Raw genomic sequence first — 25,715 nt, 5'->3', positions numbered from 1 at the left:
GGGACTGTAAAACTAACGGCCCTGTCTCGCATTCGGTGGTGACGGAGTGTGTCGCTATCCGAGGAGGATGCGGTGGCGGAGGAGGTTGAAGCCTGCGCGTCCGTGCATCTGGCGTGCGATCCGTTTGGTTTTGGTGTTGACGCCTTCGGTGGGGCCATTGCTGTAGGGAAGTGTGACCGCGGCGATCACGGCGTAGTGGTCTCGCTCGAGGCCTCGGGTGCAGGTGCGGCAGGTCAGCCATGCGGACCTGGGTGATCCAGTGATCGAGCGCGTCGACGTTCTCGGGCCGGGGCTGCAGAAGCTGGGCGAAAGTCCGGACGGCCGAGGCCAGGTCGGTCATCTCGGGGCGGGCGGCGGTCAGCTGGTGCAGGAGATCGCGGTGTCCGGTCTTGAGGTTCTCGGGCTTGGTCAGGAGCATCCGGGCCAGCCTGCGCGGGGAGATGTGGCTGCGGTCGGCGTCCGCCCGGCCTTGGTTGCTGTACTTGCGCAGGCGGTTGAGGGAGCCCGTGAACCCGAGGGCCTTGATCTCTTCGAAGAGGTGCTGGACGAGGGTGCGGCCCAGCAGGTGCTGTGGGCCTTGACCTCGCTCAGGGCGGTTTCGCAGAGGTTGTGCCACGGCCAGCACCGGCAGGACGGGAAGCCGTTCGCGGGTGCGCTGGTCCATCCTGCCTGAGCTGGTCGCAGGCGTAGTCGTTCGCTCCGCCCCGGCGGAGCTGCCCCGATCAACAGCGGCAAGTATCGCGTCCGGAGAGTGGGTTGCTCACTCCGACGCCGACGTGGTCGAGTTCCGCTTCAACGTGTAGCGGGTGACTTGACCCACTTCGTCGATCTGGTAAACGTGCAGGTCAAACGGGGTCTGACTCTTCGGAGTTGGCCCCTTGATTTTTGCCGTGCTGGATTCGTACTGGGTGCGGGGTGCTGACGGGCCCTGCGGGGTCAGGGGTGTGCGAGTTGTCAGGCGAGGGCTACTAACCTCCTAGATCTCGCCTGCAACACTCGTTCTTCACACGGTCAACGCCCGTTGCGGAAACAAATCTCTACCTTCCCGACGTTGTCGATCTCCTAGGCAGCAGGGGGGTCTGCATGAAGCTGTTCCGTACGGACACAGCGAGACGCGGCATGACCGAGGTCACGCCGCGTCTCGCTGAGGTCGAGGCAGATGTGCAGGGTCTCGTCGAGGTCCACATGGAGACGCTGCTGGGGGTGCGGTTCCTGGCGAGCGAGTACGGCCGGGACCGGTCCACGGCGGCCGGATCGACTCGCTGGGGTTGGACGAGGACGGGTCGCCCGTCATCGTCGAGTACAAGCGTGGGGTCGACGCCGGCGTCATCAATCAGGGCTTGTTCTATCTGGCGTGGCTGATGGACCATCGGGCCGAGTTCGAGCACCTGGTCCGCGACCGGCTCGGGGTGACGGCTGCATCCCAGGTCCTGTGGAGCGGGCCGCGCCTGATCTGTATCGCCGGCGACTTCACCCGCTACGACGTGCACGCCGTGCGCGAGCACCGGCGCTCGATCGACCTGGTCCGCTACCGATTCTTCGGCAGCGACCTGCTCGGCCTTGAGACGGTGGCGTCTGTGAGCGGCAGCATGCAGGTAGCCCGCCGGGCGCACCGCCAGGCGGTTACCCGGGCGGCAGCCGACGTCGAAGGCGCGTCGATGGTGGAGCTGGCGAGCGCGGTCGATGAGGCCCTGCTCGGGCTCGGGGACGGAGTGAACCGTGTCGAGCGCAAGCAGTATCGGGCGTACCAGCGGCTGCGGAACTTCGCCTGCCTATGCCCGCCGCAGCGCAGCAAGCTGCTGGTCTACCTGAAGGTCGACCCGAAGGACGTCGACCTCGTTCCGGGGTTCACCCGGGACGTGTCTGGGCTCGGTCACCACGGGACGGGCGACTTGGAGGTGCAGCTCCGTACGCCGAGGGACGTGGAGTGGGCGCGGGATCTGTTCAGGGCGAGCTACGCAGCGGCGTGATCGTCTGTCGGCCTGTTGGCCGTGGCCGCGTCGTGGCTGCTCTGAGGTCGTGGGGCGATGCCTTTCGACGTGCGGGTGGGACGTGGCGGTGGACTATCAATGTTGCCCGGGATCGCCGGTTTGGCTAACCGGCGATCCCGGGCTATGTGGCGCGGCCGTGCCCAGGTCGAGATGGGTAGGCGGCGGTGCTCTTCGTGGTTCCAACCTGCCGGACGTGTCGCACGATCGGCCTTGTGCCGCTCGAATCCGCAACCTGGCGGAGTCGTTGAGGGCTACAGAACGTCTCGGCTTCTATGACGACTCGGGTCCGCACAGTCCAGCGAGGACGCTCGGAGACAATCGGCTTGTGAACCCTGCCTTTGGCATGCGACTGAGGATGGATTTCCAGAGACCTGGGGGAAGTTGGGAGGGGGGCCGTTCCGTGGTGGCTCGGAGTTCGAGCACGGCTGTCCTGTCGGCGTCTCCGAGTGTGAATTGCTGGTCGCCGCCGTAGTTCTCGTCGGTGTCACCGCGAAATCTCTGGAGGGAGAGGGGTAGACCGCATACGGGGTCTACTAGGGCGGCGACGATGTGATGCGGTCCCGGTCCTTGCTCGCGTGTATGTGACGAGCGCAAGACCAGCCTGTTCACGTCGAACGCGGCGCCTCGGTAGCCGTCGATCAGGAAGGTGTTGGCGACGGTATGGAGAAGGGCAGCGCGACGGAGCAGTCCGCTTGCCAGCCAGGCGCCGCGCTGGGTCACTTGCACGTAGTGATCGCTGCTGTCTTCCCACTGTGCGTTGTGCTCCCGCTCCGCGGTGGTCCAAGACCGGGGTGAGGAATGCCAGCACAGCTTCATGCTGTCAGGGTCGATCCACTTGGCGAGCATGTTTGTCTCGGCGCTGCGCCAGAGCCTGGCCGGCAGACCTGTCAGCCGCACTTGGGCGGCCTCTCCCAGTACTTTCAGTTCGATCGCTGTCTGGTCTCGCCGGGTGATGCGCAGGCCGGGCACACCGGACACCTCGTGGCCCTCGGCGTACGACGGGAGGAGGTTGAAGAGAAGTTCGGTTGCCCGTTCTTCGCTCTCTACGGCCAAAGCGATGCTGTGAGGCTCGGGGTGAACCGATGCGACCCCCAGAGGGAAGCGCGTATACACGTTCCGAAACTCTAGGAGAGCGAGAAGCACGCGGGCCTCAAGGCAGCGTTGGGCTGACGAGGCGGCCTCTGGAATCGGTGATGCGCCGTCCTGTAGGCGACCAACCGCCCGGCGAGCCTGTTGGACGCTCTCGCCCGTGTAAAGACGTCGGAGCAAGGAGATGTCTTGGTGAGGTGCGCTCATGGTTCTCCAGTACGTTTCGGCCCAGGACGTACGGATGAGATCCGGTGGGATGCGCGGAAGTTCGTTGGATGACCGGTTCACCCGAGCGTGGAGGAATTCTGGGCCGAATCGTCTCCGGGGAGCGGTGGTCAAGCCGCGTTCGTATCTTAGGTCACGTGACGGCCCCTCGCCGTTGAAGTCGAGTGGGCTTCACTCATTTGTCGGTACGGACGCTATGGGCCGGGCTCGACGGATCTGTATCCCCTACGGCGACCGCACGGCACGCTGCGTGGGTCGGGGTCTGCGCTGATGTTCCGAGCTGTGCAACGGGTCGGCCGTCACTAGCTCCGCCTGGCCGGCTGGTGGTAGATCCGTGGAGGGCTGGTCGGCACGGTAGCCAACGGGGAGATGCGCCGGGAATTCGTTGGCGTCTTGCGCGTGCCGATTCCGTGGGCGAGGTTCTCGGCGAGGTCCGCCAGCAGGGAGCTGGGGGTGTGCGGGGATGCGGTGACGGTCCAGGTGGGCCGGTTCTGGTCGGGGCCGGCCCATGCGGTCCAGGTGGTCAGGTTCTGGATCGGGTGCTGGGCGGTGAAGGCGTCGAAGTGGACGCCTGCGTCCCCGGCGGGGGAGGTCCAACGGATCCATCGTCCGTCCACGGTGTGTTGCCATCCGGCGTCGGAGAGCGGCTGCGTGGCCGCGGTGACCGTCTTCTCGTCCACTGGGGCACCCACTGCCGTGTCCCAACCGTGGCCCTCGGCGAGGTGGTTCAGCAGTTCCTGCAGTACAGGGGCGGGGGTGGCGCCGGTTGCGGTGAGGACCCACATGCGGTCGGAGACGGGTGTCTCGTAGGCGGCCACTGTCCATGCGGTCTCGTGGTCGGGGGTTTCGTGGACGTGCTCGATGCGCAGGGTCTGCGATTCGTGGATGGCGTGCGTCGTGTCATCCGACCAGGTCCTCCACCGCTCGAACTCACCGTGCGTAGTGAGGAACTCGTCGAGTAGGGCGTCATGGTCGCCGGCGTCGGCCAGGTAGACGGGGACGGTCTCCGGCTCCGGGCGGGAGGGTTCGGACTTGGCCGTGGTGACGTCGAAGACGGAGCGCGCTTCGATGGCGGCGCGTTCAGTGTCGGTCAGGGGTGCTGGTCCGGGGCGCATTTCGGCGGCGTGGACTTTCTCGAAGGCCATCAGCGCTTCCGCGGGGGAGTCGAAGGTGTCGGCGACTTGGCGCAGGTGATTCTCGCCGTGGAGGTAGACGGACTTGCCGCCTCGGTGTAGGTAGGTGCCGACCGCGACGGTGGTGTGGCCGTCGCGTGCGTGGGCGTGGATCAGGAGGTGGCCGTGGCGGATGTCGTCGTGGATCTTCTGCGCCTGCTGGGAGATGTCGCGGATCTCGCTGCGGGTGCACCACGGCATCGGATAGTTCACCCAGGTCCATTCCTCGTCGACGGCCCCCTGGAGCCGAGAGGAGATCTCGACGGTGATGCCCTCCGCAATCAGCTGCATCGCTGCGTCGTTGGCCCAGTAGGGCTCCTCGTGATCGATGCGGGCCAGGATGAGGACGTTGGTGGCGGCGACGCTCCAGCCGGCAGCCTCCAGAGTCAGGAGAGCGATGCGGGCCTGGCTGCCGGTGAGGACGGCCTGCACGGCGCTCGGGTGAGTGGGGTGGGTGTCGAGGCGGACGTGGGCGTCGATGGCGGGAGTCACGTGGAGGGTCTCGTCTCTTCTGCCGGTGGCCGGGCCTTCGGGTCCGGCCACCGGCAGAGTGGGGTGCTATCGGGCTGCTCGCGTGGCGCGTGCGGTGTGCGCGGCGGTGGTGGTCGGTGGGCCAGCGCGGGTGGGGGGCGCGGCTCGCGGCTGCTGCGGCGGGGCCGGTCTGGTGGCGTGCTGCCAGCGGGTGCGGATTGCGGCGATGTCGGCGAGGGAGCGGCGGGCGCCGACGACGAGCTGGAAGGGAGTGTTCGCCGGGTCGCCGGCGTATGCCTGGATGCGCTGGCCAGCCTGATCGGCGGTGACCAGGAGAGATCGCTGCAGGGCTCGCTCGCCCCAGTACTCCAGGGATCCGGCCGGTTCGGCCAGCAGGCGGAGCACGTCGCCAGGTTCGCTTCCGTCGTCGAGCAGACCGCGCTGCTGGGCCTCCCACAGGACGGTGACGGGGTCGACGGACTCGCGGCGGCGGGTGAGGGCGGTCAGGCACTGCCACAGGCCGGCGTGCAGGGGCAGGGTGAGGTCATCGGGGAGCAGCCACTGGACGGAGCCGATATCGGCAGGGTGGGCTGTGGCGGTGGCGAGCAGGAGCTGCTCCTCCTCGACCGCTTCCCTGGGGTCGGGCGCGACGGGCGGCGGCGGTGCCGTGGTGCGGGGAAGGACTCCGGAACGCGGCGGGAAGCGGCTCGCGATGTCGTTCACGACGGCGCCGAGTGCGTCGGCTTCCGCCAGCACCGTCTGGACGGGGAGCGGGAGGGTGGCGTCGTGGACCGTCCGGAGGAGGTGTTCGGCGGCCGTTTGCAAGCGGCGGCGGGCGTGTTCGGCCTCGACCATGCGTGCGTAGGCGGGTGCGTGCTGTGGCCAGGGGCAGACCTGGATCAGGGTGTGCAGATAGGAGGCGGTCAGTCCGCGCGTCTGGTTGCGTCCCTTGGTGAGCACTTGGTCGAGCCACTTGGTGTTCTGGGCGTGCTCGGCGGGGTCGGGCGGCGGCAGGGTGCTGGTCGCGTCGTACAGGGCGGCGTGCACGGCGGTGGAGAAGGAGTCGGCGGCGATGCCGGTCACGTCGCCGAGGCGATGCGGTTCGAGGAGGAGGGCGCCGAGGAGGGCCTGCTCGACGTGGAACACCGGCTGTGGCGGCGCGATGGCGGCGAGATCGTCTTCGTCGGGCTCGGGGATGGTGGGCATCAGGCGGCGAGGGCGAAGTCGTTCGGGTCGAGGGTGACGCCGAGGTGTGGGGCGAGGAGGTGGCCTGCCAGCAATGGGGGTACGGCGTTGCCGATTTGGGAGAACTGCTGGCCCTTGTTGCCGGCCCAGGGGTAGTCGGCGGGGAACGTCTGCAGGAGGCCGGCTTCGCGGGCGGTGATCCGGATCGGCTCGGGCGCAGCGGGGGCGTCCGCATCCTGTGCCGCAGCGGTGACCGGTTCGGCGACCCAGGTGCACTCGTTGGCCCGGTGGCCGAAGAACAGCGTGCCTGCTGGCTCGGAGAGCGGGCGGACGGTGGCGTTGGCCTGGTTGTTGCTGCGCAGGGACCAGGACCAGCGGTGCGCCTCGGCGGTGGACGTCGGCGCCGGAGCGTGGGCGGCCCGGTTCTCGCGGGGACCGTGCCGTGCCGCCCATCCGGTGCCTTCGCGGCGCGACTGCAGGGCCACACCCTCCGCCCGGGGCGTCCAGGTGCCGCGCTCCCGGGCATCGGACAGCGCCTTACGGGAGCCGAAAGGAAAGGGTTCGGGTCCGCCGCCGGGTCCGCCGCCGGCGCAGACGGTGGGTACGGGGCGGTCGGTGGCGCCCCACCCCAGCGCCTCGGCCATGCTGACCCAGCGAGTGCGGCCCGGGCCGAACAGTGAATCCGGTTCAGCTAGTTGAGCGTGCGTGGGTGTGGGAGGCTGCGCCGTGCGGACGCGGGAGGCGAGGAGGATCGCCCGCCTCCTGGTCTGCGGAACGCCGAAGTCGGCGGCGTTGAGGATCCCGTACCAGACGGAGAACCCCCATCCGCGCAGGATGGCCGCGTACTGCTTCCACAGCGGCAGGACGTCCGGCACTTCCTCCATGGCGACCCAGTCGGGCTCGCCGACGGTGTTCAGGGCGTACAGGTAGCGCATGGGCTCGGCGGCGAGCAGGGAGCGCTCGTCGCGGCAGGCGGCCAGTAGGCGTTCGCGGGTATCGCGCCCGGCGGCCAGATCCTCGACCGCCGCGTGCACCAGCGGTTGGTCGAGGAGGCCGAGGCGTTTGCCGGCCATGCTCCACGCCTGGCACGGCGGGGATGCGATCACGCCGCGGGTGCGGCCGATGAAGGGCCACGTCGGATACATCGCCACGTCGGTCCAGATGGTCAACTGGCCTGCGGCAGCGCGGGTTTTGCAGGCCCACGGGTCCCATTCCAGGCCGACGTCGCGTACGCCGAGGGCATGCAGGGCCCTGCTCCAGCCGCCCGGGCCTTTGTGTCGGCAGACGCTGTGTCCCACGCAGGTCATGTCGCTTTACGCGAGGGTCGAGAGTCCTCGTTGTGTCGCGTTGCAGCGAGGCATGGTGTCCCTTTGTCCGGCACAACTACGTGACTGAGATCACGTCGGCGTGGGGGTGCTACGTCGGCTGGAACGATAGGTGAAGGTATCGGTTCGGGCATAGGGGCCTTCCGTATAGGGGGTATTCATGGGTGAGTCCAACCAGGGACGATGTGACCGTCTTGAAGATCGTTTCTCGGTCGTGAGGGGATCGTTGTGATCTGCTCAGTCGCTGGGCCAGTTGCTGCGCAGCTCTCCGGCGGCGACGCCGCGGGGTGCCTCTTCGCGCTCGCTGCCGGTCAGATGCCGCTCTGATCGCTGCTGCGGGGCGAGGTAGACGCCAAAGCCCGAACTCGCGACTGATCGGAAGCAGCTACGCCACGTGGCTGAAAGGCGTTGAGCAAGTGCTCCCCGAGTCGAGGTCATCCGGGATCATGAAGCATGCTCCCGGATGACTGGCACCTCACCCAAGACGTCGACGATTTCCTCGCCCGAGCCGGGGACTTCCTGCGCTCGCGCCCCGCCCTGCACAACACGCCGCTGACGGACATCGAGAAACTGCGGATACGCGGGACAGCCGAACACGGCGCCGGAGCTCCCGTCTTCGGCCGGCTGGTGTCAGGAGGCGAAGTCCGCGCGATCTTCTATCTCACTCCGCGCGGCCGCCTGGGCCTCACTCCCCTCTCTGCCGAGCAGACCAACGCCCTCGCTTCTCACCTGGCCGGCCTCGGACACTCGCCCTCCAACGTCATCGCGGACCACGACACTGCTGGCGCTTTCGCCGAGTCATGGCAGCGGCACACGAGCGCAGCGCCGGTACTCTTCTGGCGGACGCATCTCTACCGTCTCGGCACGCTCACCCCACCGCAGCCGCGCCCGGAGGGCCGGCGGCGCCTCACGGGTGGGCAGGACCGTGAGCAAGTCGTGCGCTGGTGCCGTGAGTTCTGTGTCGATGTCGGGGAACAGAGTTCCATCGACTTGATCGACGCCGGCTCCTGGGAAGACTCGCGTTTCGGCGACAGGCACTTCACGTTCTGGGAGACCGCAAAGGGCACCCCCGTCTCGATGGCGGCCGCGACCTCGGTCGTCGGCGGCATGGTCCGGGTGGACCCCGTCTACACCCCGGCCCACCTCCGGGGCCGCGGCTACGCGGGAGCTGTGACGGTCGAGGCGAGCAGGGCAGCGCTGGCCGCGGGCGCGACGGACGTTGTCTTGTTCACGGACCCGGACAACCCCACCAGCAACGCCCTCTACCAGCGCATTGGGTACGCCCATGTCGCCGACTTCGCCGGGTACAAATTTTCGTGAGGAGCGTCATAAGGCGGGTCAGGGGCACGCGAGGGAACGCGGCGGGCCATGCTGACGAGCTCCCTCGCAGTGTTTGGCCGCATTAGTCGGCGTCAGGCTCAGCTGCAAGATCCGTACGGGGCTGTTCCGGGGCGGGTGGCGGGTAGGCGGCGGACGTTGCCGAGGGCTGCGGCTTGTTCCCGTAGACGTACGATCTCGTCGTGCTGTGCGGCCAAGCGTGAGACGGCGAGTTCCTTGAACAAGGTGAGCTCGGCTACGGTCTCGTCCCGCTGGGCCAGGCGTTCCTTGAGGTCGGTGACCTTGGTCTTGAGCCGTTCGATTTGCGCGATCCGCGGGTCGACGACTTCTCCGGCCTGCTGCAGAGTGTGAAGGCGTCGCTCGAACTCTTCGGCGAGATGCTGGTAGGGGCCGGGGCGGGTGGTGCCGTTCCGGTTCTTCTTCGGGTAGAACGCGGTGCGGGTCACGCCGGCCTCGGCGGCCAGTGTCTTGATGTCGCAGCTGCCGCCGGGCGGGAGGTCACCCTTCAGGAGCCGGTCCATTGCGGCCCGGACGGCCTGCTCATTGCGGGCGCGGGTCTCTGTGCTGATGCGTGCCATGAGGTGGGGTTTCTCCTTACGTGGTGGTGGCGTCGATTGTGGCCAGGACCTTTACGTCCCGATCCAAGTCGGCCTGCAGCCGGGCCTTTTCGGTCTTGTGGTTGCGGCCGATCGATTCGATGAAGACCTGCTTGTTCCGTACGCTCTCGGCCCACACCGGCCGGTGGCAGGGGTGGTGGGTGGCTTGTGGGCAGCGGGCGGAATCGCACATGCCCGCCAGCGGCTTCGTCGCGTTCGGGGTGCCGGCCAGTTTCAGGCACAGCGCCTTGGAGGGGTCGATGAACCAGCAGTAGTTCGCCACCCCCAGGTGCAGGACGCCGGCGATCTCGGCGAGGAGGGCTCTGACCTCCTGGTCGCTGCCGACGACGGTGGGCTCCTCTGCGGCGTCGCGGGCCAGCTTCCCGTCGACGCTGGCGAAGAAGCTGATCAGGTCACGGGCGCCGGGACCCGCCGGCATTTCGCCCTGCTGGTAGCGGCGGTACTCGGCCAGCACGAGGTCCTTGTTGCGTTCCGCCTCCTCGGCGTTGACCTCCGCGAGGAACTTGGCCTGTGCCCCGCCCGGACGGGCCGCATATCCTTCCGTTGTCACCACGGACAAGTGCTTGAGCTGCACCTTTGCGGCCAGCAAGCCACCGGGGCGGTAGGCAATCTCCAAGGCGAGTGTGCGCCTGAGCATCCTCGTCGTCAGTTGTCCCTCCGGGATCGGAGCCAGCCCCAGCGCCTGTCCCGCGGCGCCGTTGACCCACTGGCGGAACAGCGTGAAGCGGTCGCTGTCGAGCGGCGAGGTGAGCAGGGGATCACCGACCTCGGCGCCCGGGCCCAGGAGCTGCTCGGCGACCTCTGCCGCCTGATATGCCTCCCAGATCACGACCCACTCGTCAGGCACACCGCCCAGCGGCTTTCCCTTGACGACCCGGCTCGCCAGCCTGTACCTCTTCAGCCCAGGGCCGGCCTCGATCGGGGGCACACGGCAGCCCACATTCATCTCGCGCAGTTCGCTCTGGCGCATACCGGAAAGCGCCACGATGACCACGTGCGAGGCGGTCTTCACCACGCCGGTGAGCGCCCGCAGGCCGCGCTCGGAGAGCGGTTCTGACCAGGGCGCCTCGCCTTGGCCGTCGGCTCGCTCCACCATGTCGGCCCCGCGGCAGAACGGTTCCTCGATCCCGACGGCCTCCACCGCCTTCTCCAGGACGTCGCGCACCGACTCCAATGTGGAGGGGCTGATCCCCCTCCGGCCGGCTTTCGCGGCGAGGGCGTAGAGGTTGACCTTGCCCAAAGGGTCGTCCTTGCTGATCCACTTCCTGGTCTTGGCCCAGTTGACGTTCCGTTCGAAGGGACGCTGTTCTTCGACATGGCGGCGAATGACCGCCTCGAGTTCGCCCCGATCAATCCGTGCTGCGGGCAGCGCTGCCCGGTGGGCGACATAGCGCCGCTTGGCGTCAAGTTCGCGCAGCAGGTGCGGGGCCAGGGTCTGGACGAGGTAGAGGGCTGCACCCAGGAGCGGCTGGAACGTCGGATCCGCGACCGGCGGCGTCTTGTTGGCGTTGCCGCTGGGCTTGCTGGTGGCCTGTGCGGGAAACGGCCGCAGACCGGGGTGGTAGCGGTCGGTGGTGAACAGCTCGCCGTAACGGGCCAGGCCGATGATCGTCAGCTCGACCGCTCTGCGGACGCTGGGGCGATCGTGTGTCTTCTTGCCGTTGGGACGGTGGGTGGCGCGGTACTGTGCGAAGGACGTGCAGTGATGTTCAGTGACTTCGCCGAGCTCGGTGACCCCCTGGGCGGTCAGCCAGTTCAGCCAACGGACCAGTTCCAGCAGCTCGGCGTAGAGGCTGTTGACGACGCGGACCGTCCGGTTGGCGTACGGCAGCGTCCGTACGGCTTCGTGCCCGGGGGCCATCTGCGCGGTGATGTACTCCTTGGCCACAGTCTTCCACCGCTCATTGATGATCCCCGAGAAGTCCAGGCGCCGTGCGCACTTCGACACGTAGGCGGGGATGCCGATGACCTGGGTGAAGACCCAGACGTCGTCCTCGAAGACCGAGCGGGCCGCCCCGATGGGGAGGACGAAGCCGGCCAGGCCGCAGATGTCAGCCCCGGCGAAGGGTGACGGCACGGTTCCGGACAGCGGGACCCCGGTCTGGGGGATGGTGCTCACAGGGTGCTCTCCTCGGGCAGGAGCGGTATCTCGGCGTCGGTGTCCGTGACGTGGGCAGCAGCCGCGGCGAGCTGCGTGGGGTCGTACTTGACCAGGACGTCCTCGATGCGCTGGGCGTAGTGGCCGAAGACGGCCATGAACTGCGCGGCGGGCATCTGCTGCCACTGCCGGGCGAAGAACGCCTTCATGCGCAGGAGGTTCGCCGCGTGCCGCGGCGTGAACAGAGCGAGTGGACACAGAAGGCACACCCAGGGGCGAGCCGGGCACGGCTTTCCCTTCGGGCCGTGCACGCCGGCGGTCGGATCGATGCAGGACGCTACGAACACATCGCGCTGGCCGCCCACGAGCTCGGCGATCGCCCGATCGTCCAGCTCCAGCTCGCTGACCAGCTGCGGGAACTGGCGGGCAAGGTCTGCGACTTGTTCGTCGGACAGAACCATGGGCGGCTGGCCCCGGCGGAGGAGGTCGCCCTGGGCCTGCTCGACGATGTCCTCCAGGGCGCTCTTCTGGGCCTCGGTCATCGCGGACAGGTAGTGGTCGCCTTCTACTGCCGGGGTGTGGTTGGGGTCGATCGTCGAGCGTCGGCTGCCGATCCAGGAAGATCGGTCCCGGTGGGACTCGAACGTCGTGCGGATTCGATGGCGGTGCACAACCACCGGTGCCCCGTTGGCGTCGACCACCCCCGCACCGCGAGACCAGTCGACGATGGTGGACTTGTAGGGGCGTCCATATCTCCACGGCCCCAGGCCCTCGTCGCCCGCGCGACGCGAGGTGTAGGCGATCCACAGCCATAGCCTGTTGCGCAGCTGCGGCGGACAATGTGACCTCGCCAGGTCGGCATAGTCGAGCCAGCGCTCCAGCACCCGTACGGCCTTGCTCGGCAGCGTGATGCTCTCCTCGGACGTACGGCCCTTGATATAGCGGACCAACACCGCGGCGTCGCCGGCCCAGTCAAGGCCGTCGATACCCAGATCGGCGATGCCGTCCGGCACGATGCCGCTATACACGCCGAACAACACCTGGTAAGCGATGACGACGCGAGCGCTGGGGAAGAGCGCTTCACGTGCTTCGCCGAAGAAGCGCTGGTTACCGTCACCGATTCGGTAGCGCATCTGGTTGTACGACAAGCCGACCCGCTCGCCCAACGACCTTGGTGTTGCGGGACCTTGGTGCACCATCAGCCAGAAGATGTTCTCTCTCGTCCAGCCATGCACGTACGGGTCCTGGCCGGCCTCCGCCGTTGCTCGGGCCGCCCGGTACGCGGCCCATGACTCCTTGGCGATCGTTCGGGCTGCACGGGTCAGCCCTGCCCAGGCGACCTCGTCGTAAGGCGGCAGCGGCTCGCTGTTCGGATGCCGGTTGTACAGACGCCCTCGGACAAGCTCCCGGACGTCCGGAGCCAGCACAGAGGTCTCGGCGTCCAGCGCGGCGAGCATGCGGCGGCTCTCCGACTCCCGCCGATTTCCCGCCTCCCACCACAGCGCTGCGAGTCCGGCGCGGGTCAGCCCTACTGCCCCGCCCCGATGACCACGCCTTTCCAGCTCGCCGACGAACCAGTCGATGGTCCCCTTGTACTTCTCCGCAGTCCGGTGCGAGTCACCCTGGCCGTGCGGATGCATCAGATAGACCAGGCCCGTCAGCAACTCGCGGACGAGTACGGGGTTGACCGAGTCGTCGACATTCAGGGTCGACGTGGTACCGCGGGTGAACGTGCAGAACAGCCGCAGCGGGTTCTCCAGGATCTCCGCGGGCATCAGATATCGTCCTCATCGAAGTCGTCGAACTCGGCATCGGCCTCGCGTTCGGCCTCGGCGAGCAGACCGTGGTCATGGCCCGCCCGCTCATATGCCTCGCGGTAGATCCGGGTCGTATCCAGGCGGCGGAGGTACACCTCCGTGGTAAGAGTGCTGGTATGACCGAGGAGGTCACGCAGGATCATCACCGGGTCGTTCTTGCGCAGGTAGAGCGCAAGGGCCGCGTCCGCGTCGGTGTCCTTGACGAGCTTCGCGAGCTGGGCGTAGTAGCCGCCGATCAACATCTCGAGCGTCCTGATCGCGAACGTATGACGGCACCGGTGCGGGGACGTATGCGGGAAACGCGGATCGAATCGATCCCTGATCCGCTCCGACGTTCGCTTGAAGACCGTCGGCCAGTCGCGAAACGGACTCCCGTCACTCTGCACGGCGAGCAGCATCGATCCGCCATCAGGCCGGACCAGACACCGACGTTCCCGCGGCGTCAACTCGGCCCACAGCACGCGCTCACCATCAACTCGGCCACCGATCTCGTCTGCCTCGGTCACCACCAGGGGCGACCCCCACTTGGCTGGCGGAATCCATGACGAGCGAGCCACCGCAACATCACGCTGCAACCGCAAGTACTGGTGCAGCCGGGCGAGCGGGTCGTATGTCGTCCACGTGGCGCGGAACTTCCGGCCCTTCGTGACCCCGGCCGGAACCGGCACCCAGATCGGCAGCTCGGTCCGGCGGGGCGGCAGCGGCGGAACCTCGCACTCCAACATGTACGTGAACTCCTGCCGCCGCAGCCCGCTGGACAACACATAGCCACCCACCGCCGCGTTGCGTGCCGTCGTCCGGCCCCGGTAGAGACTGTCCTCGGCACCGTCCGGGCGCAGACCGCCCAGCCCCTTCAGGAACGTGTCCTCGAAGTCCTCCTCGAAGTACTTGATCGTCACGTGCGGCTTCGGCGTCCGCCGCTTGGACAGGTTCACCGACTGCAGTCGCACCTGGTCGCCATAAGCAGTGACGGCCTGCTTGTAGGTGAACGGCACCGCGGTCGTGAGCTCTTCGCTCTCGGCCCACCCATAGAACAGGGACAGGATGCTCATGTGCTGGTTCCAGGTGGATGCGGCGAACCGTTCCTTCAGCGGGCCGCACGCACGGTGCACCGCGTAGGCACTCAGACCCCGCCGCAACTCGCGACGGCCGTCGAAGAGTTGCATGCCCCGGCTGGTCAGGAAGAGGGTCCAGTCCCGCACAACCCGAACGTAGGTCTCCCAGGAGTTCGGGGCCGGGCATCCGTTTGTCGGGAGTTCCTGTGACCACCGGTTGATCACGGTCGTGACGCGAGGGCCGGCCGAGTCCTCGAAGAGGAGGTCGTCATCGAGCAGGATCGGCATCCGGTCCGGGATGACCGGTTGACTAGATAGTCCCCAGGACTCCCAGGTGGCAGAGGAGAAGAACGTCATCAGCATGGCGGGGACCGTACCTATGCGACTCAAGCGACTGCAAAGCGCAAACGTGCTGGTCGTTGGGGCGCTGGGCCGTAATGAGACGCTGCAGTTCTGCTCACAGAAGGCCCCGCGAAGAGGTCGAGTATCACGTGGCCAGCCCGAAGTCGTCCCGCGCCAGCGCGTCGGCGTCCCCGCGGCACGCCCAGGGCGAGCAGCCGTCCTCGACGCCGTTCTCCAACTCGTCTGCCTCGTCCACGCCGATGCGCAGGGCGGCCCGCTCGGCGGCGGTGACATGGTCGATCGGAGCCCGGCTCAGCGGTACGCGGGAGCGGTGCAGGAACGCCTCGCCGAGCAGTCGGCTTCCCGATGCGTTGGCGCGGGCATTGCCCTGCCGGATGGCCGCGTCGAATTCGACGACGTCCAACCACTCGGACGGAGAGGCGTCCCTGATATGGCGCCACTGCGCGTTTCCGTGGAACGGGCACCCCAGGCAACTCGATTTAGGTGTATCGGCAAGCCCGAGTGAGGTCAGGTAGCGCACGCAGTCAGTCCTGCTCCAATTCAGGTCCAGGAGAGGGTGCCTGTTGCGCATGTACTTGACGTCAGCGTCCTTCGCGCGATGGAACTCATCGGTGGAGATTCCCACCCACTGCTCGACGAACACGCCCTTGGGGATGCGTGACGGGTAGGGGTGCCCAAGCAGTTGACGAACCTTCTGCTTTATTGGCTTAACCTTATATTCGCCCGTGCACTGCCTTCGGGTCATCCCAGGTCGCCCGTCCTTGTTGAGGATATGGAGGGGCATGGATGCGAACCGGTGATCCGGATTCAGGGCGTCACTGCGAATGTTTCCGGACGACACCCGCAGTACCGGAATTCCGGCGGGACTGGCTATCTCCTTTTCCATGCGGTCAAGGTGGGTGTAAACCGCTTCGGGTTCCCAGCCTGTGTCGGCGAAAATCGCGTAGTCGACTCTGGGGAGAATCCCCTCGGCCGACAGGGCGAGGAGGGTGCTGGACTGAACACCCGCGCCCAGGGAAAGGGCGCGGAATTGAGGTTGATCTGAAATGGTCTGTCCTGGAGGTGGGGGATGGGGGGCGCCCTCATTGCGGCTGGTGCGTCAGCGGGGTGGGCGTGAGCAGCCGGTCGCGGTGTATGGCGTGATGGAGGGCGGGGATGCGGTCGAGGAGGTCGGTGGCCGACTCGATGAACTGCTGTGGTGACGGGCCGACGAGGACGGCCCGTCCTGGCGCGGCGTCGGCTCGGCGGCGCTGGTTCTCCACGGCGCGGGCAACGGCCGCGGTCAGCTCTGCGCCCGCGTCTTGGGCGGCTTTGGCGATCTGCGTGACTCGTTCGAGGAGAAGCAGATTCGCGGAAGAGGGCTGCGGCGTGTGCTCGGCGAGGTCGAGGAACAACCGCAGTGCGCTGTCCGCGAGTTCTTGAGCGTCGCTGATCCGCGGGGCCAGCGCGGTTGCGTGGTCGGGAGCGGGAGCGGGAGAGGGGGCGCGCAGGGCCCGGTGCAGGGCGAGGGCGTCAGTGGTGATCCGGTCGAGGATCTGGACCGGGGTGAAGCGGTCAGACACGGGGCTCCGTGGAGGTGTTCGGCGTCAGGGCCTGGGCGAACGCGGCAGTCAGTGCCGGGGCCTGCCTGGGATCGGTGGCCAGGGCGCGGACGATGGGGGTGCCGATGACGACGGCGTCCACCAGCGGTGCGACCGTGGCTGCGAGGGCGGGGGTGGAGATCCCCACGCCCGAGACCACGGGCAGTGGACTTGCGGCGCGAAGGCGTCCGGTGAAGTCGGCGAGCGCCGGGATGTCGAGCGGGCCGCGGTAGCCGGTGGGAGCCGTGCTCGCGGGTGCGTAGAGCCATCCTGATGCTCCGGCGGTCACCTGGGCGAGGTCGGTGTCAGCGCTGTGGCGTGGGACGAGGCGTGGGGTGCGAAGGTTCGCGTCCTTCGCTGCGGCCTGCCAGCGGGCTGCCTGGCGGTCGGGCAGGTCGACGACCATCACTCCGGCGGCACCGGCGTCAGCGAACAGGCGGGACAGATGTTCGGGGCCGTGCCGGCTGACGGGCTCCCAGTAGGTCATGACGACGGTCGGCCGCAGGCTCGCGGCGTGCTCGACCATGCGGAGAGTGGGGTCGAGGACGTTCCCGCGTCGCAGGGCGCGGCGGTAGGCGGCCTGGATGACGGGTCCGTCGAGACCGGCGTCATGGTGGGCGAGGCCGACCTCGAACAGGCAGGCACCTGCCCGGGCGATCTGGTCGAGATGACGGCGCTCGGCATGGGACGGGTACAGCCCGGCGGGAACGAACACGCCCAGCGCGCAACGGGGTTGGGTGAGGCGGCTGTGGAGGGAGTCGGCGGGGGCCAGGAGGCGCCTTTCTCGGCGGTGAGCTGTCGCCACAGGTCAGCGGCGGCGTGCGGTCGATGAAGCCGGGGAGGCCACGGGGGCGGCGGCACTCCGGCCGTGAGTGGCTTGCAGGCCGGGCGCGGTGTCCTTGATGGGCCGGTTGCTGAAGGCTGGAGCCACGCGGTCGAGGGCCTCGGCGATCTGCTGGGCCTGGTCGCGGGCGTCAGCGAGCTGTTCGGCGACACCGTCAGGGAACCGGTCCCATTGGGCCTGGTACTGATGGCGCTGGAGGATCTCGGCGGCGTTGCGCAGCTGCTCGGCGACCTGCCGCAGGACCGAGGTCTGCTGTTGCGGGTCGGTCACGGTGTGCGTGGTCTGCAAGAGCGCGTCCAAGGCCGAGGGCAGCGGCTCGTTTCGTGCGTGGGAAGGCCGTAGAGAGCGGCGTGCAGGGCCTGGGCGTAGACCGTCACGGGTCCACCACGGGAGCGATAGTCGTACTGGGCCGCCGCTAGCCGGCGCACGCCGAAGTGGACGGTCACGTCCCGTGGAGCGGCACCAGGGCGGATCTGATCGGCGAGGGCGCGGGCGAGATCATGCGGGGTCGGGGCGTCGGAGGACGTGGTAACTCCCATGGGATGGCGGTGAGGACGTGGTCAGCGAGCGCGGCGACGTGCCGAAGGCGCCGCGGCCGGCGGGCTGGTGGCGGCAGGCGAGGAGCGGCGGGCAGCGCCCCGGGGCTCGAAGTGCGTCACCGGCGCGCTGCCTGCACCGCAGAAGACTTGGGAGCAGCCCCCGCCGCGGGGGGCGCCGCCGTGACTGCGGGGCGCGGCCTGGCGAGGGCCAGCTGTCCTTCTTCGGTGACGGTGATCTTCTGCCCGTGGAAAAGGGAGGTGCTGGTGTCCCGGTGGAGGAGCCCGCGCTTGGCCAGGGCCCGGTAAGTGGTGATGGAGACGCGGGTTCCGTCGTCGGTGGCGACGCGGGTCACCCCCAGTCCCCGCTGCGAACTCTCATACAGTCGGCAGCCGCCGAGGGAGAAGGACCTCAGAGCGTCGTACTGTGTGCCGGTCAGTGCGGGGCCGACCGCCCGCTGTGCGGTGGCCTCTGCATTGCGTGTGGCGACGAGGTGGCGGGTGATACCGGTGGCGACGTAGTGGCAGCCGGTCGCACTCAGGTCGAGCTGGTGGGCGGCGTCGGCGAGGTGGCCGGTCATCTTCGCGATGGCCTCGGCATGGCGAGCGGTCCGCACGGAGGCGTCGTCCGCCAGGTAGCCGGGGAAGGGCGCGCCTTCGTAGGGGTTGGCGTACAGCGCGCTGGCCAGATCGGTGCCGGCCAGGGAGGAGGCGACCACGACCGAGGCCAGGCACTCCAGGCTGGCGCGGCTGCCGGCGACGGCGGTGTACGCGCTGGAGTCGAGCGCGCCCAGGCGGACGAGGGTGGTGGCTGTCGGGTCCTGGGCCGTGAGCAGGAGCGGGCGGATCTGACGCAGCGCGTCGGTGCCGGGCGTGTACGAGACGTCTCGGACGCGGGCGTGCAGGGCCTCGAAGCCATGGGCCAGAGTGCGTAGTTGGTCCACTTGCTCTGGCAGGTCGAGCGGGGGCATGGGGTGTTGTTGCTCCGGGGATCGGGTCAGCGGCTTCGGGTGGCCGCCTTCGCAACGGCGGGTGAGCGTGCGGGTGTTGGGCTGGGTGCTCTGGTGGCGGGTGGGCGGCTGATGGCGGCGGCCAGGGCAGTGATGCCGGCGGCGGTGAGGCGGATGCGGTCTTGGAGCGGTCCGCCTATGTAGGCGGAGGGCGCGGACTTCGCGACGCGTTCCGCGAGGCCGTTGCCCTCCAGCGACCGCAAGGTGCCGATGAGTACACGCTCGTCGCGGTAGTGGACGTACTGCCGTCCCTGGGAGCTGGTCGCCACGACGTTCCCGCAGGCGATCTCCCACAGCGCGGTCTGGTGCGTGTCGGTCAGCCGATGGCCGGGAGCGTCGGTCGTTCTCCCACGTCGGCGTCGCAGTTCGCCGGCGACGGTGTCGGCGCAGCCCATGGCTGCTGCCGGTGCCAGGGCGGTCAGCGTGTGTGCCATCGAGAGCGGGTGGTCCGCGGAGGCGCTGCTCAGGAAGGCGAGCTGCTGGAGGCGGACCACCGCGTCCGACAGTTCGTGACTCTCAAAGAGCCGCTCGTCGGTGACCGCTGTGATGGCGGAGTGGGTCGCGGAAGCAAGCTGCTCGGCGGAGGCGACGTGGGCGTCGGGCTCGGACGGCGAACCGGCCCGCAGAAGGCGGTCGAGCGTGTCGTTGTGCTGCACGTACTGGTTGGCGAGGAGCAGCAGCCGTTCAACCGGCGTGGGCGGGGCGGCCACTTCGAATAGCAGGCCATCATTGGCCGGCGCCGTCATGCGCGGCGCCGGACGGCCGGGGCACGCAGCGGTGCCGGAACGGGTGTGCTCGAAGCGGCGGGAGGCCGCGGTACTCCCAGCGCGGTACTGGCCGCCGCCAGGGCTCGGTCGGCATCGTCCAGGTGGACTCGTAGGCGGCTGTGGTAGTCGAGCGAGTCGAGCTTTTGCTGGAGTGTGTCCTGCGTTGTGGTGGTGAGGGTCAGGAGCGGGGCGAGGGCCTGGGTGTAGTGGGCGATGGCCCGCCCGAGGTGGCCGGCGCTCTGACCGAGATTCTTTGCGGGAGGGAGGTCGGCGATGTTCGGCGCGAGCCGGTACTCGGCGTCGGCGGCCATGCGGGCGGTGAGATGGCACAGCAGCTCGATGTGCCGCGTGGCGTTGAACAGGCCGGTGCCGTCCACGGTGATGTGGTGGTCGTGTATGTCCGCGGTCACGGCGTCTACGGCCTGGCGCGGGGACATGTCGTCGAGGTCGGTGGGTTCGTAGGTGTGCAGGTCGTCTCCAGGCATGTGCTTCAGGGGGCTTGCCACAGGAAGCGGGCGACGTGGTCGTTGCCGTGGCCGGCGCGGGGGCGGGAGGGGGTGTGCCATCCGGTTCGGGGCGGGCGGCTGGCGATCAGGTGTCAGCCCACGCCGCGCAGGGAGGCACCGTTCTCCCCTCCTGGGTGAAGGTGATCAGGCGCTGGTATCCGAGGGCTTTCGCCGCGCGCCACGACGCCCCGTACAGAAGGGAGTTGGCGCTGCGAGTGCCGTCGCTGGCGGTGCGGGTGAGTTCGAGGGTGGCGCCGTCGTCGAGGCGGCGGGCCACCGGCCGGCCGACGATGGCCACGGCGCGCAGCGTGCCGCTCTCGTCGGCGGCGCCGACGGCGAAGATCTGCCCTGCGGGCGGCGGGTGGTGACGGTGTCAGGCGCGCACGAAGACCTTCGACTCTCGCGAGCGGACCGGCACCAAGTGCGGCCGGGCGTCGCTCACACGGCCTTCCCGAAGTCGGACTGTGTCGGTGCGTGCTTCGCCACGGCGCGGGCGGTGATCGCCTGCGACGCGCGGGCGGATGCCGCGGACAGCTCCTTCGCGCCGGTCTCCAGATACCACGGGCGCAGGTCGAGCATGGCGGCACGCATGCCGGTGGCGAAGCAGAGCGCGGTGCCCTTGGGCAGGGCGCGGATGGCGTCGGCGGGCAGGATCCGCTCCTGGCGCATGCTGACCGAGGTCGACTTCCCGGACTCGGAGTGTGAGGTGGAGGTGGTCTCCACGTCGTGGTCGCCGATCAGGCGGCTGAGCTTGTCGGCGAAGTCGGGGTCGTCGATGCCGCTGCCGATCACCTTGACGGTCGAGGCGGACCACATGGCATCCATGCCGGCATCGCCCCACACTTTCTGACCCTGCCTGTAGGACTGGAGGATCGTGATCGGGATGATGCCGCGGCTGCCCAGGTGGGAGTACAGGTCCGGCAAGTCGCTGATCTTGCACACGTTGGCTGCCTCGTCGAGGATCGCGAGCATCGGCGGGTCGAGGCGTCCCCCGGCGCGCTCGGCCTGGGCGGTCGCGGCGCGCATCACTGAGTCCGCGCATGCCGCGATCAAGGCCGAGGCCCCGCCGCCACCGTCCTTGCTCAGCAGGAACAACGTGTCGGTGGAGGTGACGAAGTCGGCGGGCCGGAACTCGGCGACATCCTTCTGCGGCGTCACCCATGCTGCGATCTCGCTGTTGAGCAGGGCGGCAGCGTACTGGCGGGCGGTCTCGTAGATGCCGTCGCGCGTCTCCGGGGGGCCCTCGACGGTGCCCTTGAGCTGGGCGGCAACGGCGGCGAGGTCATGGTCGCGGAGGATGTCCAGCGGAGTTCGGTCGGCGGGGAAGGCGAGCCACTGCATGATGTCGGTGATGGGTCGTTCGTCGAGCGCTGCGGCCAGCAGGAGTTGGGACAGGATGTTGCTGCCGGCCTTCGACCAGAAGTCGCCCTGCTGGGAGGCGTCCACCGAGGCGGCGAGGAAGTGTCCGGCGAGCCGGTTCGCCCCGTCCAGGGTGGTCGCGGTGGCGAGGGGGTTCCACCACATTTCGCGGGCAGCGTGGGCGATCTGCTGGGGATCCATGGTCCACACCGCCCCCGCCTTGGCCCGGGCCTCGTAGGCGGTGGTGTAGGCGTCGCCCGCGGCCTTGTTCGAGGTGAGGAGGACTGGGCCGGGCGCGCTGAGCATGGAGGGGATGGCGAGCGAGGTGGTCTTCCCGGACCGAGGCGCCATGATCGCGACGGCGACGTCCTCGAACCCCATCCGTACCTCGTGGCGGCTGTTTTGGAGGTTGCCCAGGAGGATGCCGGTGTCCTTCGCCTCGATGTGCTTGGCGTCCTTGAGGCTCGGGCGCAGAGAGCGGGCCTTGTCGGAGATGGCCTTGGCCATCAGCGGCTCGATGTCCCGGGCCTTGGCCATATCGGTGATCTTCTTCCGGCCGCCGCTGCGGTTCTTGTGCCGGGCCCACAGGACGCCCGCTCCCACTCCGAGGGCCAGAAGCAGGACGACGGGGACGATGCGTGCACCGATTAGCAGGGACGTTTCCCCTGCTTCGGGCCAGACCTGCTCGGGATGGAGCAAGGCGTTGGTCGGCTGGTAGGGAGCCCAGGCACCTCCGGTGAGGTAGGCGGAGATGTTGCCGGACAGCCAGGCCAGGTGAGACAGGGGGACGACGACGGCGAGCACGCCGAGCAGGAGCCGCAGGGCGAGGTCGTACCCGTCGGTGTTGCTGTTGGTGGAGGAGGGGGGCAAGGGCTACGTGCTTCCGGACGGGGGTGGTGGGGTCAGCGACTGCGGCGGTGCGTAGACAGCACCTGTCGCGCTCGTCGCTGAGCTGGGGGCCTGGACGGCATGGCGGGCGGCCAGGGAGTGGACTCGTTCTTCACCGCCGCCGGAGAGGTGGCGCGGGGTGATGAAGTCGACCTCGACGGTCCTGGGCATCGGTGGCACGGTCACTTCCGTGCCACCGCGCGCAGGGCGGGTGAGCGGGCCGGTGCAGGGGCCAGAGGCGAATGGGCCTTGCGGGCGGCGGTGTTGATTTCCCGGAGTGTCTTGCCGTGGGTGGCCCAGTCGTCGAGGTAGCTCCACGATTCGGCGTGATGCTCGGCCAGGGCGTCGTCGAAGTCGGCGGTGCCGGGCGTAGCCGTGGCGGGGAGGGCGTCGCGGGTTTCCAGCCACTGCCCGTGCAGTTCGTCGAGTCGGTCGAGGGCGTCGCGCAGGACGCCCAACTGGTAGACCCAGCGGCGTTGGACCGTGTTCTCCGGCAGCTGGGCCAGCTGTGTCTCGGCCGTTGCCAGCAGATGGCGTGCGCCGTAGCGGAGCGGCTCGAACGCTTCGGCGGTGTCGGCGTCTCGCTGGCTCGCGCGTATGCCGTAGGTGCGGTCGTCGTAGGGCCAGCCGTCAAGGTCGGTGTGCTTGTCGGAGTAGGCGTCCCAGGCATCGAGGATCTTCTTGCTGTCCCTCACGTAGTGATCGAGGTGATGCAGGGAGTCGCGGTGTGCGTGGAGGTCGGTGGAGATGAGGTGGAGTCCTGTCGGTTCAGCGGCGAACGGCCGACGGCACGGTTCTGGCATTCGCCGGGATCGTCGCGGGTTTTGTCTGCTGTCGGCGGGCGGAGAGTGCCTGCGCACGGAGGGCTTTGAGGCGCGCGGTGTGGGCGTCTACCACCTGCTGTGGGCGCAGTGGGCTGGGCTCCTGGACGGCGCTGTGGTGGCCGGTGCGGTCGTACATGCCGCGCTGGAGCGGGCTGCGGTCGGCCAGTGCGGTGAGGAACGGACTGACCAGGTGGGCGGGGGTGTTCTCGTCGAAGTAGGCGTGCCAGATGCGGGGGCCGGGGAACTCTCCGTGACCGGGCTCACGGGTCTCGACGTGCCAGGACGGCCGGTCGCGGAATTCGCTCACGGGGCGCAGTTCGATGTGACACATGGAGTCCGGCGAGCGTGCGGTGCCGTCTGAGGCGCGGTGCCAGCCCGCCGAGTTCACCGGCTGCCACGGGTCCGGCAGCCGTGGCGGCGGGACGATGAGGGCGTCCGTGAAGGCGGCGAGGACCTCGGCGGGCACGAGTTCGCCGAACTCGGCGTACCAGCCGGGCTCGGTGTCGGTGGGCTCGGCCCGCAGCCGCCACCATGCTGAGGTGCGGGACTGCGGGTCGAACTGGAGGCGGTGGCGAAGGTCGGGGCTGCGCATGACGATCTCGGCGCTCAAGGGGTCGGAGAGGGCGCTCCATCCGGCGGCGGCCAGACCGTGGGTGACGTGGCGGGCATCGCCGGGGCCGGCGAGGTGGCGGGGGTTGGTGTCGAACGGGATCTGCCAGGCGTGCTTGTCGGCGAAGGCGGCGAGCTGCCGTTCGCTCAACGACACCGGCAGCACCCCGGCTCGTTCGCGACGGTGCTGCTGTACAGGTCGCGGAGATCGTCCAGCACGTAGTGGAGGGTGTGCTGGTCGGCCAGTTCCCACGCGGCCGTGCGCAGCTCAGTGATCAGCAGGTCGCCCTGCGCATTGCGCGGCGTGTCCGGGTTTTCCTGTACGGCGCGGGCGAGGGCACGCAGGGTGTCGGCGAGCTGGACGGGCAGGCCCGTGTACTCGTCGAGGAGGGGCTCGACGAGGGTGAGGGCTTCTGCGGGGTCGGGGTTCTCGCGCAGGTAGTCGGTGAGGTCCGAGAGCGTTTCGGTCACGGTGCGGATGGTGTCCGGGGTGAGTGCGGGCATCGGGCTCCTTGGGACGAGGCGGCGGGTCAGCGGCGGGTCCGGGCGCCGCCGGCCGGGGTGTAGGGGCGGGCGGTGGTGCGAGGCCCAGGGCTTCGGGCGCTGTTGCGGGCCCAGGTGGCGGCGCGGGCGGCCGTGATCCGGGCCTGTTGCCACGCACTGAGCTGGGAGGGCTTGACGGAGACTGACCAGGTACGGATCTGCGCGCTGTGCGGAACGCGTCCGCGCGGGCGCATCACGGGATCGGGGTCGGCCAGTTCGGTCGAGAAGGCTTGCACCAGGTGCATCGGGGTGTTCGGCGTGAAGTTGGCCGTCCAGCCGTTGCCTTGCTTATCTTTGGCTCCGGTCCACCACATCGCCGAGCCGTCGGCGCCCTGGTGGTACTGCATCCACGCGGTGCCGTCGGGGCTGGTCGCCGTGTAGTTCTGGTCCTCGAATCGTGCGTGCCAGTTCTGCTCCTGCAACGGGGCCCAGACATTGGGGGCGTGGGCGGAGCGGGGACGGTTGAGGGCGTCGGTCAGACCGGCGACGATCTCCACCGGGGTCTGCCGGCCCAGGTGCGCCGACCACTCGCCGTTGGGGCCGTCTGCTCGGCCGTGGATGGTCCACCCGCCGGGGAGGACGTAGGGGTCGTAGGCGACGCGGACGGTACGGTCCGGGCTCTCCATGTGCAGAGGGCCGCCTGACTTGGACTTGTCCCGCCAGCCCGAGGCGCGCAGGAACTCGGAGACGTGCCGGACGTCGCCGCCGCCGGCCAGGGCGCGGGGCTGGACGAGGTAGTGCTGCTCGGCCTGCTCGCCCGGCCCCCAGCCCTGCCACTGCTTCTTCTTCACCAGCGCCGCCGGACGACGAGAGGTGCGGGTGTCGGAGGCTTCGCCGCGGTGGTGGCGGGCAGGGTGCCGACGTGCTTGAGGGTGGCCTGGTGTTCGTCCAGGTCGAGGGTGATGTCGTGCAGTTCATTCGAGGCGCGGCCGAGAGCGAGCCACACCTCTGGGGGGAGAGCGCCTCGTTCTGCCTGGTCCTTGGCAAACACGCTGCCGGTGGAGACGAGGTGGGTGACGCCGCCGAGGACCCCGGTGTCCGGTTCGAGAACGCGGGCGATGACCTGCGCGGCTTGGGGAGGGGGAAGCTGAGAGAGGTGGTCGGCGAGCTGGCTGAGCTGGCGGCTGATCTCGTCGGCCAGCCTCACCGGGTAGGGGGCGGGATGGGACATGCTCCTCCGGTTCGGTGGACGGTCAGTGGTGGTGGCGCTGACCGACGCGCTGCTTCTCGGCGAGTACAGCCTCCGGGCGGGCGCCGGCCAGCGGGGAAGTGCGGTCTGGGCCGGTCGGGACGCAGGCGCGCAGGTAGCGGCGGAACAGGGCTGTCGCGAGTCGGGGCGTGAGCCGGTGGCTGATCGGTGGGGGTGTGCGGGCTGCTACGGGTTTCTCCGGGGATCGAGCGGTGCGGTGGGGGGGGGGGGGGGGGGGGGGGGGGGGGGGGGGGGGGGGGGGGGGGGGGGGGGGGGGGGGGGGGGGGGGGGGGGGGGGGGGGGGGGGGAGGGGG

The 25,715-nt window shown here is 68.9% G+C and carries 24 protein-coding genes and 2 pseudogenes; 2 read left to right on the top strand and 24 right to left on the bottom strand.

What is annotated here, in order from left to right; all coding sequences use genetic code 11:
- Positions 1 to 54: 54 nt before the first annotated feature.
- Positions 55 to 615: pseudogene (locus ACZ5CR_RS42175) on the bottom strand (ISL3 family transposase); the annotation flags it as partial.
- A 468-nt stretch (positions 616 to 1,083) separates the two neighbouring features.
- Here ACZ5CR_RS42175 and ACZ5CR_RS42170 point away from each other — a divergent pair.
- Positions 1,084 to 1,970 (top strand): annotated as a pseudogene (locus ACZ5CR_RS42170) (DUF5655 domain-containing protein).
- Between the two features lie 291 nt (positions 1,971 to 2,261).
- On the opposite strand, the gene ACZ5CR_RS42165 reads toward ACZ5CR_RS42170, so the two are convergent.
- The 4 genes from ACZ5CR_RS42165 to ACZ5CR_RS42150 all read right to left on the bottom strand — a co-directional run bounded on the left by ACZ5CR_RS42165 (position 2,262) and on the right by ACZ5CR_RS42150 (position 7,440).
- Positions 2,262 to 3,134, bottom strand: coding sequence for a hypothetical protein (locus ACZ5CR_RS42165; protein ID WP_468868075.1), 873 nt, complete (start codon positions 3,132 to 3,134; stop codon positions 2,262 to 2,264).
- Between the two features lie 473 nt (positions 3,135 to 3,607).
- A complete protein-coding gene (locus ACZ5CR_RS42160) occupies positions 3,608 to 4,969 on the bottom strand; it encodes an SPDY domain-containing protein (protein WP_468868106.1) in 1,362 nt (453 codons plus the stop codon).
- A 66-nt stretch (positions 4,970 to 5,035) separates the two neighbouring features.
- On the bottom strand, positions 5,036 to 6,154 hold the full coding sequence (locus tag ACZ5CR_RS42155) for a DnaB-like helicase N-terminal domain-containing protein (RefSeq protein WP_468868073.1): 1,119 nt from the start codon (positions 6,152 to 6,154) through the stop codon (positions 5,036 to 5,038).
- The gene (locus tag ACZ5CR_RS42150; protein ID WP_468868071.1) at positions 6,154 to 7,440 is read right to left on the bottom strand and encodes a DNA cytosine methyltransferase; all 1,287 of its coding nucleotides are present in this window, start codon (positions 7,438 to 7,440) and stop codon (positions 6,154 to 6,156) included. Before ACZ5CR_RS42150 ends, ACZ5CR_RS42155 begins: the two co-directional genes overlap by 1 nt.
- 471 nt (positions 7,441 to 7,911) lie before the next feature.
- Here ACZ5CR_RS42150 and ACZ5CR_RS42145 point away from each other — a divergent pair, with 471 nt between their 5' ends.
- Complete coding sequence (locus ACZ5CR_RS42145; protein ID WP_468868069.1) at positions 7,912 to 8,778, top strand: GNAT family N-acetyltransferase; 867 nt, start codon at positions 7,912 to 7,914, stop codon at positions 8,776 to 8,778.
- Positions 8,779 to 8,876: 98 nt separating this feature from the next.
- Here the strand turns inward: ACZ5CR_RS42145 and ACZ5CR_RS42140 are convergent, their stop codons facing one another.
- The 19 genes from ACZ5CR_RS42140 to ACZ5CR_RS42050 all read right to left on the bottom strand — a co-directional run bounded on the left by ACZ5CR_RS42140 (position 8,877) and on the right by ACZ5CR_RS42050 (position 25,383).
- Positions 8,877 to 9,374 (bottom strand): hypothetical protein, encoded by a 498-nt coding sequence (locus ACZ5CR_RS42140; protein ID WP_468868065.1) that lies wholly within the window; start codon positions 9,372 to 9,374, stop codon positions 8,877 to 8,879.
- 16 nt (positions 9,375 to 9,390) lie between these two features.
- On the bottom strand, positions 9,391 to 11,532 hold the full coding sequence (locus ACZ5CR_RS42135; RefSeq protein WP_468868063.1) for a site-specific integrase: 2,142 nt from the start codon (positions 11,530 to 11,532) through the stop codon (positions 9,391 to 9,393).
- Positions 11,529 to 13,286, bottom strand: a complete 1,758-nt coding sequence (locus tag ACZ5CR_RS42130) for a hypothetical protein (protein WP_468868058.1) — start codon at positions 13,284 to 13,286, stop codon at positions 11,529 to 11,531. The genes ACZ5CR_RS42135 and ACZ5CR_RS42130 overlap by 4 nt, the downstream gene beginning before the upstream one ends.
- Positions 13,286 to 14,746 (bottom strand): site-specific integrase, encoded by a 1,461-nt coding sequence (locus ACZ5CR_RS42125; protein ID WP_468868056.1) that lies wholly within the window; start codon positions 14,744 to 14,746, stop codon positions 13,286 to 13,288. The genes ACZ5CR_RS42130 and ACZ5CR_RS42125 overlap by 1 nt, the downstream gene beginning before the upstream one ends.
- A 124-nt stretch (positions 14,747 to 14,870) precedes the next feature.
- Entirely contained in the window at positions 14,871 to 15,632 is a 762-nt protein-coding gene (locus ACZ5CR_RS42120; RefSeq protein ID WP_468868053.1) for a hypothetical protein, read from the bottom strand.
- A 196-nt stretch (positions 15,633 to 15,828) separates the two neighbouring features.
- The gene (locus ACZ5CR_RS42115) at positions 15,829 to 16,308 is read right to left on the bottom strand and encodes a hypothetical protein (protein WP_468868051.1); all 480 of its coding nucleotides are present in this window, start codon (positions 16,306 to 16,308) and stop codon (positions 15,829 to 15,831) included.
- On the bottom strand, positions 16,301 to 17,131 hold the full coding sequence (trpA, locus tag ACZ5CR_RS42110; protein ID WP_468868048.1) for a tryptophan synthase subunit alpha: 831 nt from the start codon (positions 17,129 to 17,131) through the stop codon (positions 16,301 to 16,303). The genes ACZ5CR_RS42115 and trpA overlap by 8 nt, the downstream gene beginning before the upstream one ends.
- A 3-nt stretch (positions 17,132 to 17,134) precedes the next feature.
- Positions 17,135 to 17,440: a hypothetical protein gene (locus tag ACZ5CR_RS42105; protein WP_468868046.1), complete on the bottom strand. Its 306-nt coding sequence runs from the start codon at positions 17,438 to 17,440 to the stop codon at positions 17,135 to 17,137.
- A 385-nt stretch (positions 17,441 to 17,825) separates the two neighbouring features.
- A complete protein-coding gene (locus ACZ5CR_RS42100; RefSeq protein ID WP_468868044.1) occupies positions 17,826 to 18,677 on the bottom strand; it encodes a hypothetical protein in 852 nt (283 codons plus the stop codon).
- Positions 18,678 to 18,703: 26 nt separating this feature from the next.
- Complete coding sequence (locus ACZ5CR_RS42095; RefSeq protein ID WP_468868042.1) at positions 18,704 to 19,426, bottom strand: hypothetical protein; 723 nt, start codon at positions 19,424 to 19,426, stop codon at positions 18,704 to 18,706.
- Positions 19,427 to 19,458: 32 nt separating this feature from the next.
- Positions 19,459 to 19,968 (bottom strand): hypothetical protein, encoded by a 510-nt coding sequence (locus ACZ5CR_RS42090; RefSeq protein ID WP_468612852.1) that lies wholly within the window; start codon positions 19,966 to 19,968, stop codon positions 19,459 to 19,461.
- 106 nt (positions 19,969 to 20,074) lie between these two features.
- Complete coding sequence (locus ACZ5CR_RS42085; RefSeq protein WP_468868104.1) at positions 20,075 to 20,332, bottom strand: XF1762 family protein; 258 nt, start codon at positions 20,330 to 20,332, stop codon at positions 20,075 to 20,077.
- A 95-nt stretch (positions 20,333 to 20,427) separates the two neighbouring features.
- Positions 20,428 to 22,218, bottom strand: a complete 1,791-nt coding sequence (locus ACZ5CR_RS42080) for a type IV secretory system conjugative DNA transfer family protein (protein ID WP_468868037.1) — start codon at positions 22,216 to 22,218, stop codon at positions 20,428 to 20,430.
- Between the two features lie 3 nt (positions 22,219 to 22,221).
- On the bottom strand, positions 22,222 to 22,407 hold the full coding sequence (locus ACZ5CR_RS42075) for a hypothetical protein (protein ID WP_468612848.1): 186 nt from the start codon (positions 22,405 to 22,407) through the stop codon (positions 22,222 to 22,224).
- An 11-nt stretch (positions 22,408 to 22,418) separates the two neighbouring features.
- The gene (locus ACZ5CR_RS42070) at positions 22,419 to 23,039 is read right to left on the bottom strand and encodes a hypothetical protein (protein ID WP_468868035.1); all 621 of its coding nucleotides are present in this window, start codon (positions 23,037 to 23,039) and stop codon (positions 22,419 to 22,421) included.
- The gene (locus tag ACZ5CR_RS42065; RefSeq protein ID WP_468868033.1) at positions 23,005 to 23,826 is read right to left on the bottom strand and encodes an SPDY domain-containing protein; all 822 of its coding nucleotides are present in this window, start codon (positions 23,824 to 23,826) and stop codon (positions 23,005 to 23,007) included. Before ACZ5CR_RS42065 ends, ACZ5CR_RS42070 begins: the two co-directional genes overlap by 35 nt.
- A complete protein-coding gene (locus tag ACZ5CR_RS42060; protein ID WP_468612844.1) occupies positions 23,817 to 24,173 on the bottom strand; it encodes a hypothetical protein in 357 nt (118 codons plus the stop codon). The genes ACZ5CR_RS42065 and ACZ5CR_RS42060 overlap by 10 nt, the downstream gene beginning before the upstream one ends.
- A gap of 26 nt (positions 24,174 to 24,199) precedes the next feature.
- The gene (locus ACZ5CR_RS42055; protein WP_468868031.1) at positions 24,200 to 25,003 is read right to left on the bottom strand and encodes an SPDY domain-containing protein; all 804 of its coding nucleotides are present in this window, start codon (positions 25,001 to 25,003) and stop codon (positions 24,200 to 24,202) included.
- The gene (locus ACZ5CR_RS42050; protein ID WP_468868028.1) at positions 25,000 to 25,383 is read right to left on the bottom strand and encodes a hypothetical protein; all 384 of its coding nucleotides are present in this window, start codon (positions 25,381 to 25,383) and stop codon (positions 25,000 to 25,002) included. Before ACZ5CR_RS42050 ends, ACZ5CR_RS42055 begins: the two co-directional genes overlap by 4 nt.
- Positions 25,384 to 25,715 lie beyond the last annotated feature (332 nt).

Source organism: Streptomyces sp. NPDC031274, from assembly GCF_055570235.1.
Note: the sequence above shows the minus strand (reverse complement) of the source record. Positions and strands in the feature narration are given on the sequence as shown.

Excerpts from the sequence above, each read along its gene's own strand:
- ACZ5CR_RS42150 (WP_468868071.1), bottom strand. The coding sequence starts at position 7,440 with ATGACCTGCGTGGGACACAGCGTCTGCCGACACAAAGGCCCGGGCGGC.
- ACZ5CR_RS42060 (WP_468612844.1), bottom strand. The coding sequence starts at position 24,173 with ATGCCCGCACTCACCCCGGACACCATCCGCACCGTGACCGAAACGCTC.
- ACZ5CR_RS42125 (WP_468868056.1), bottom strand. The coding sequence starts at position 14,746 with ATGCTGATGACGTTCTTCTCCTCTGCCACCTGGGAGTCCTGGGGACTA.
- ACZ5CR_RS42140 (WP_468868065.1), bottom strand. The coding sequence starts at position 9,374 with ATGGCACGCATCAGCACAGAGACCCGCGCCCGCAATGAGCAGGCCGTC.
- ACZ5CR_RS42100 (WP_468868044.1), bottom strand. The coding sequence starts at position 18,677 with ATGCCCCCGCTCGACCTGCCAGAGCAAGTGGACCAACTACGCACTCTG.
- ACZ5CR_RS42050 (WP_468868028.1), bottom strand. The coding sequence starts at position 25,383 with ATGTCCCATCCCGCCCCCTACCCGGTGAGGCTGGCCGACGAGATCAGC.
- ACZ5CR_RS42145 (WP_468868069.1), top strand. The coding sequence starts at position 7,912 with ATGCTCCCGGATGACTGGCACCTCACCCAAGACGTCGACGATTTCCTC.
- ACZ5CR_RS42070 (WP_468868035.1), bottom strand. The coding sequence starts at position 23,039 with ATGCCAGAACCGTGCCGTCGGCCGTTCGCCGCTGAACCGACAGGACTC.
- ACZ5CR_RS42130 (WP_468868058.1), bottom strand. The coding sequence starts at position 13,286 with ATGCCCGCGGAGATCCTGGAGAACCCGCTGCGGCTGTTCTGCACGTTC.
- ACZ5CR_RS42155 (WP_468868073.1), bottom strand. The coding sequence starts at position 6,154 with ATGCCCACCATCCCCGAGCCCGACGAAGACGATCTCGCCGCCATCGCG.
- ACZ5CR_RS42075 (WP_468612848.1), bottom strand. The coding sequence starts at position 22,407 with ATGCCCAGGACCGTCGAGGTCGACTTCATCACCCCGCGCCACCTCTCC.
- ACZ5CR_RS42120 (WP_468868053.1), bottom strand. The coding sequence starts at position 15,632 with ATGGAAAAGGAGATAGCCAGTCCCGCCGGAATTCCGGTACTGCGGGTG.
- ACZ5CR_RS42090 (WP_468612852.1), bottom strand. The coding sequence starts at position 19,968 with ATGCCTGGAGACGACCTGCACACCTACGAACCCACCGACCTCGACGAC.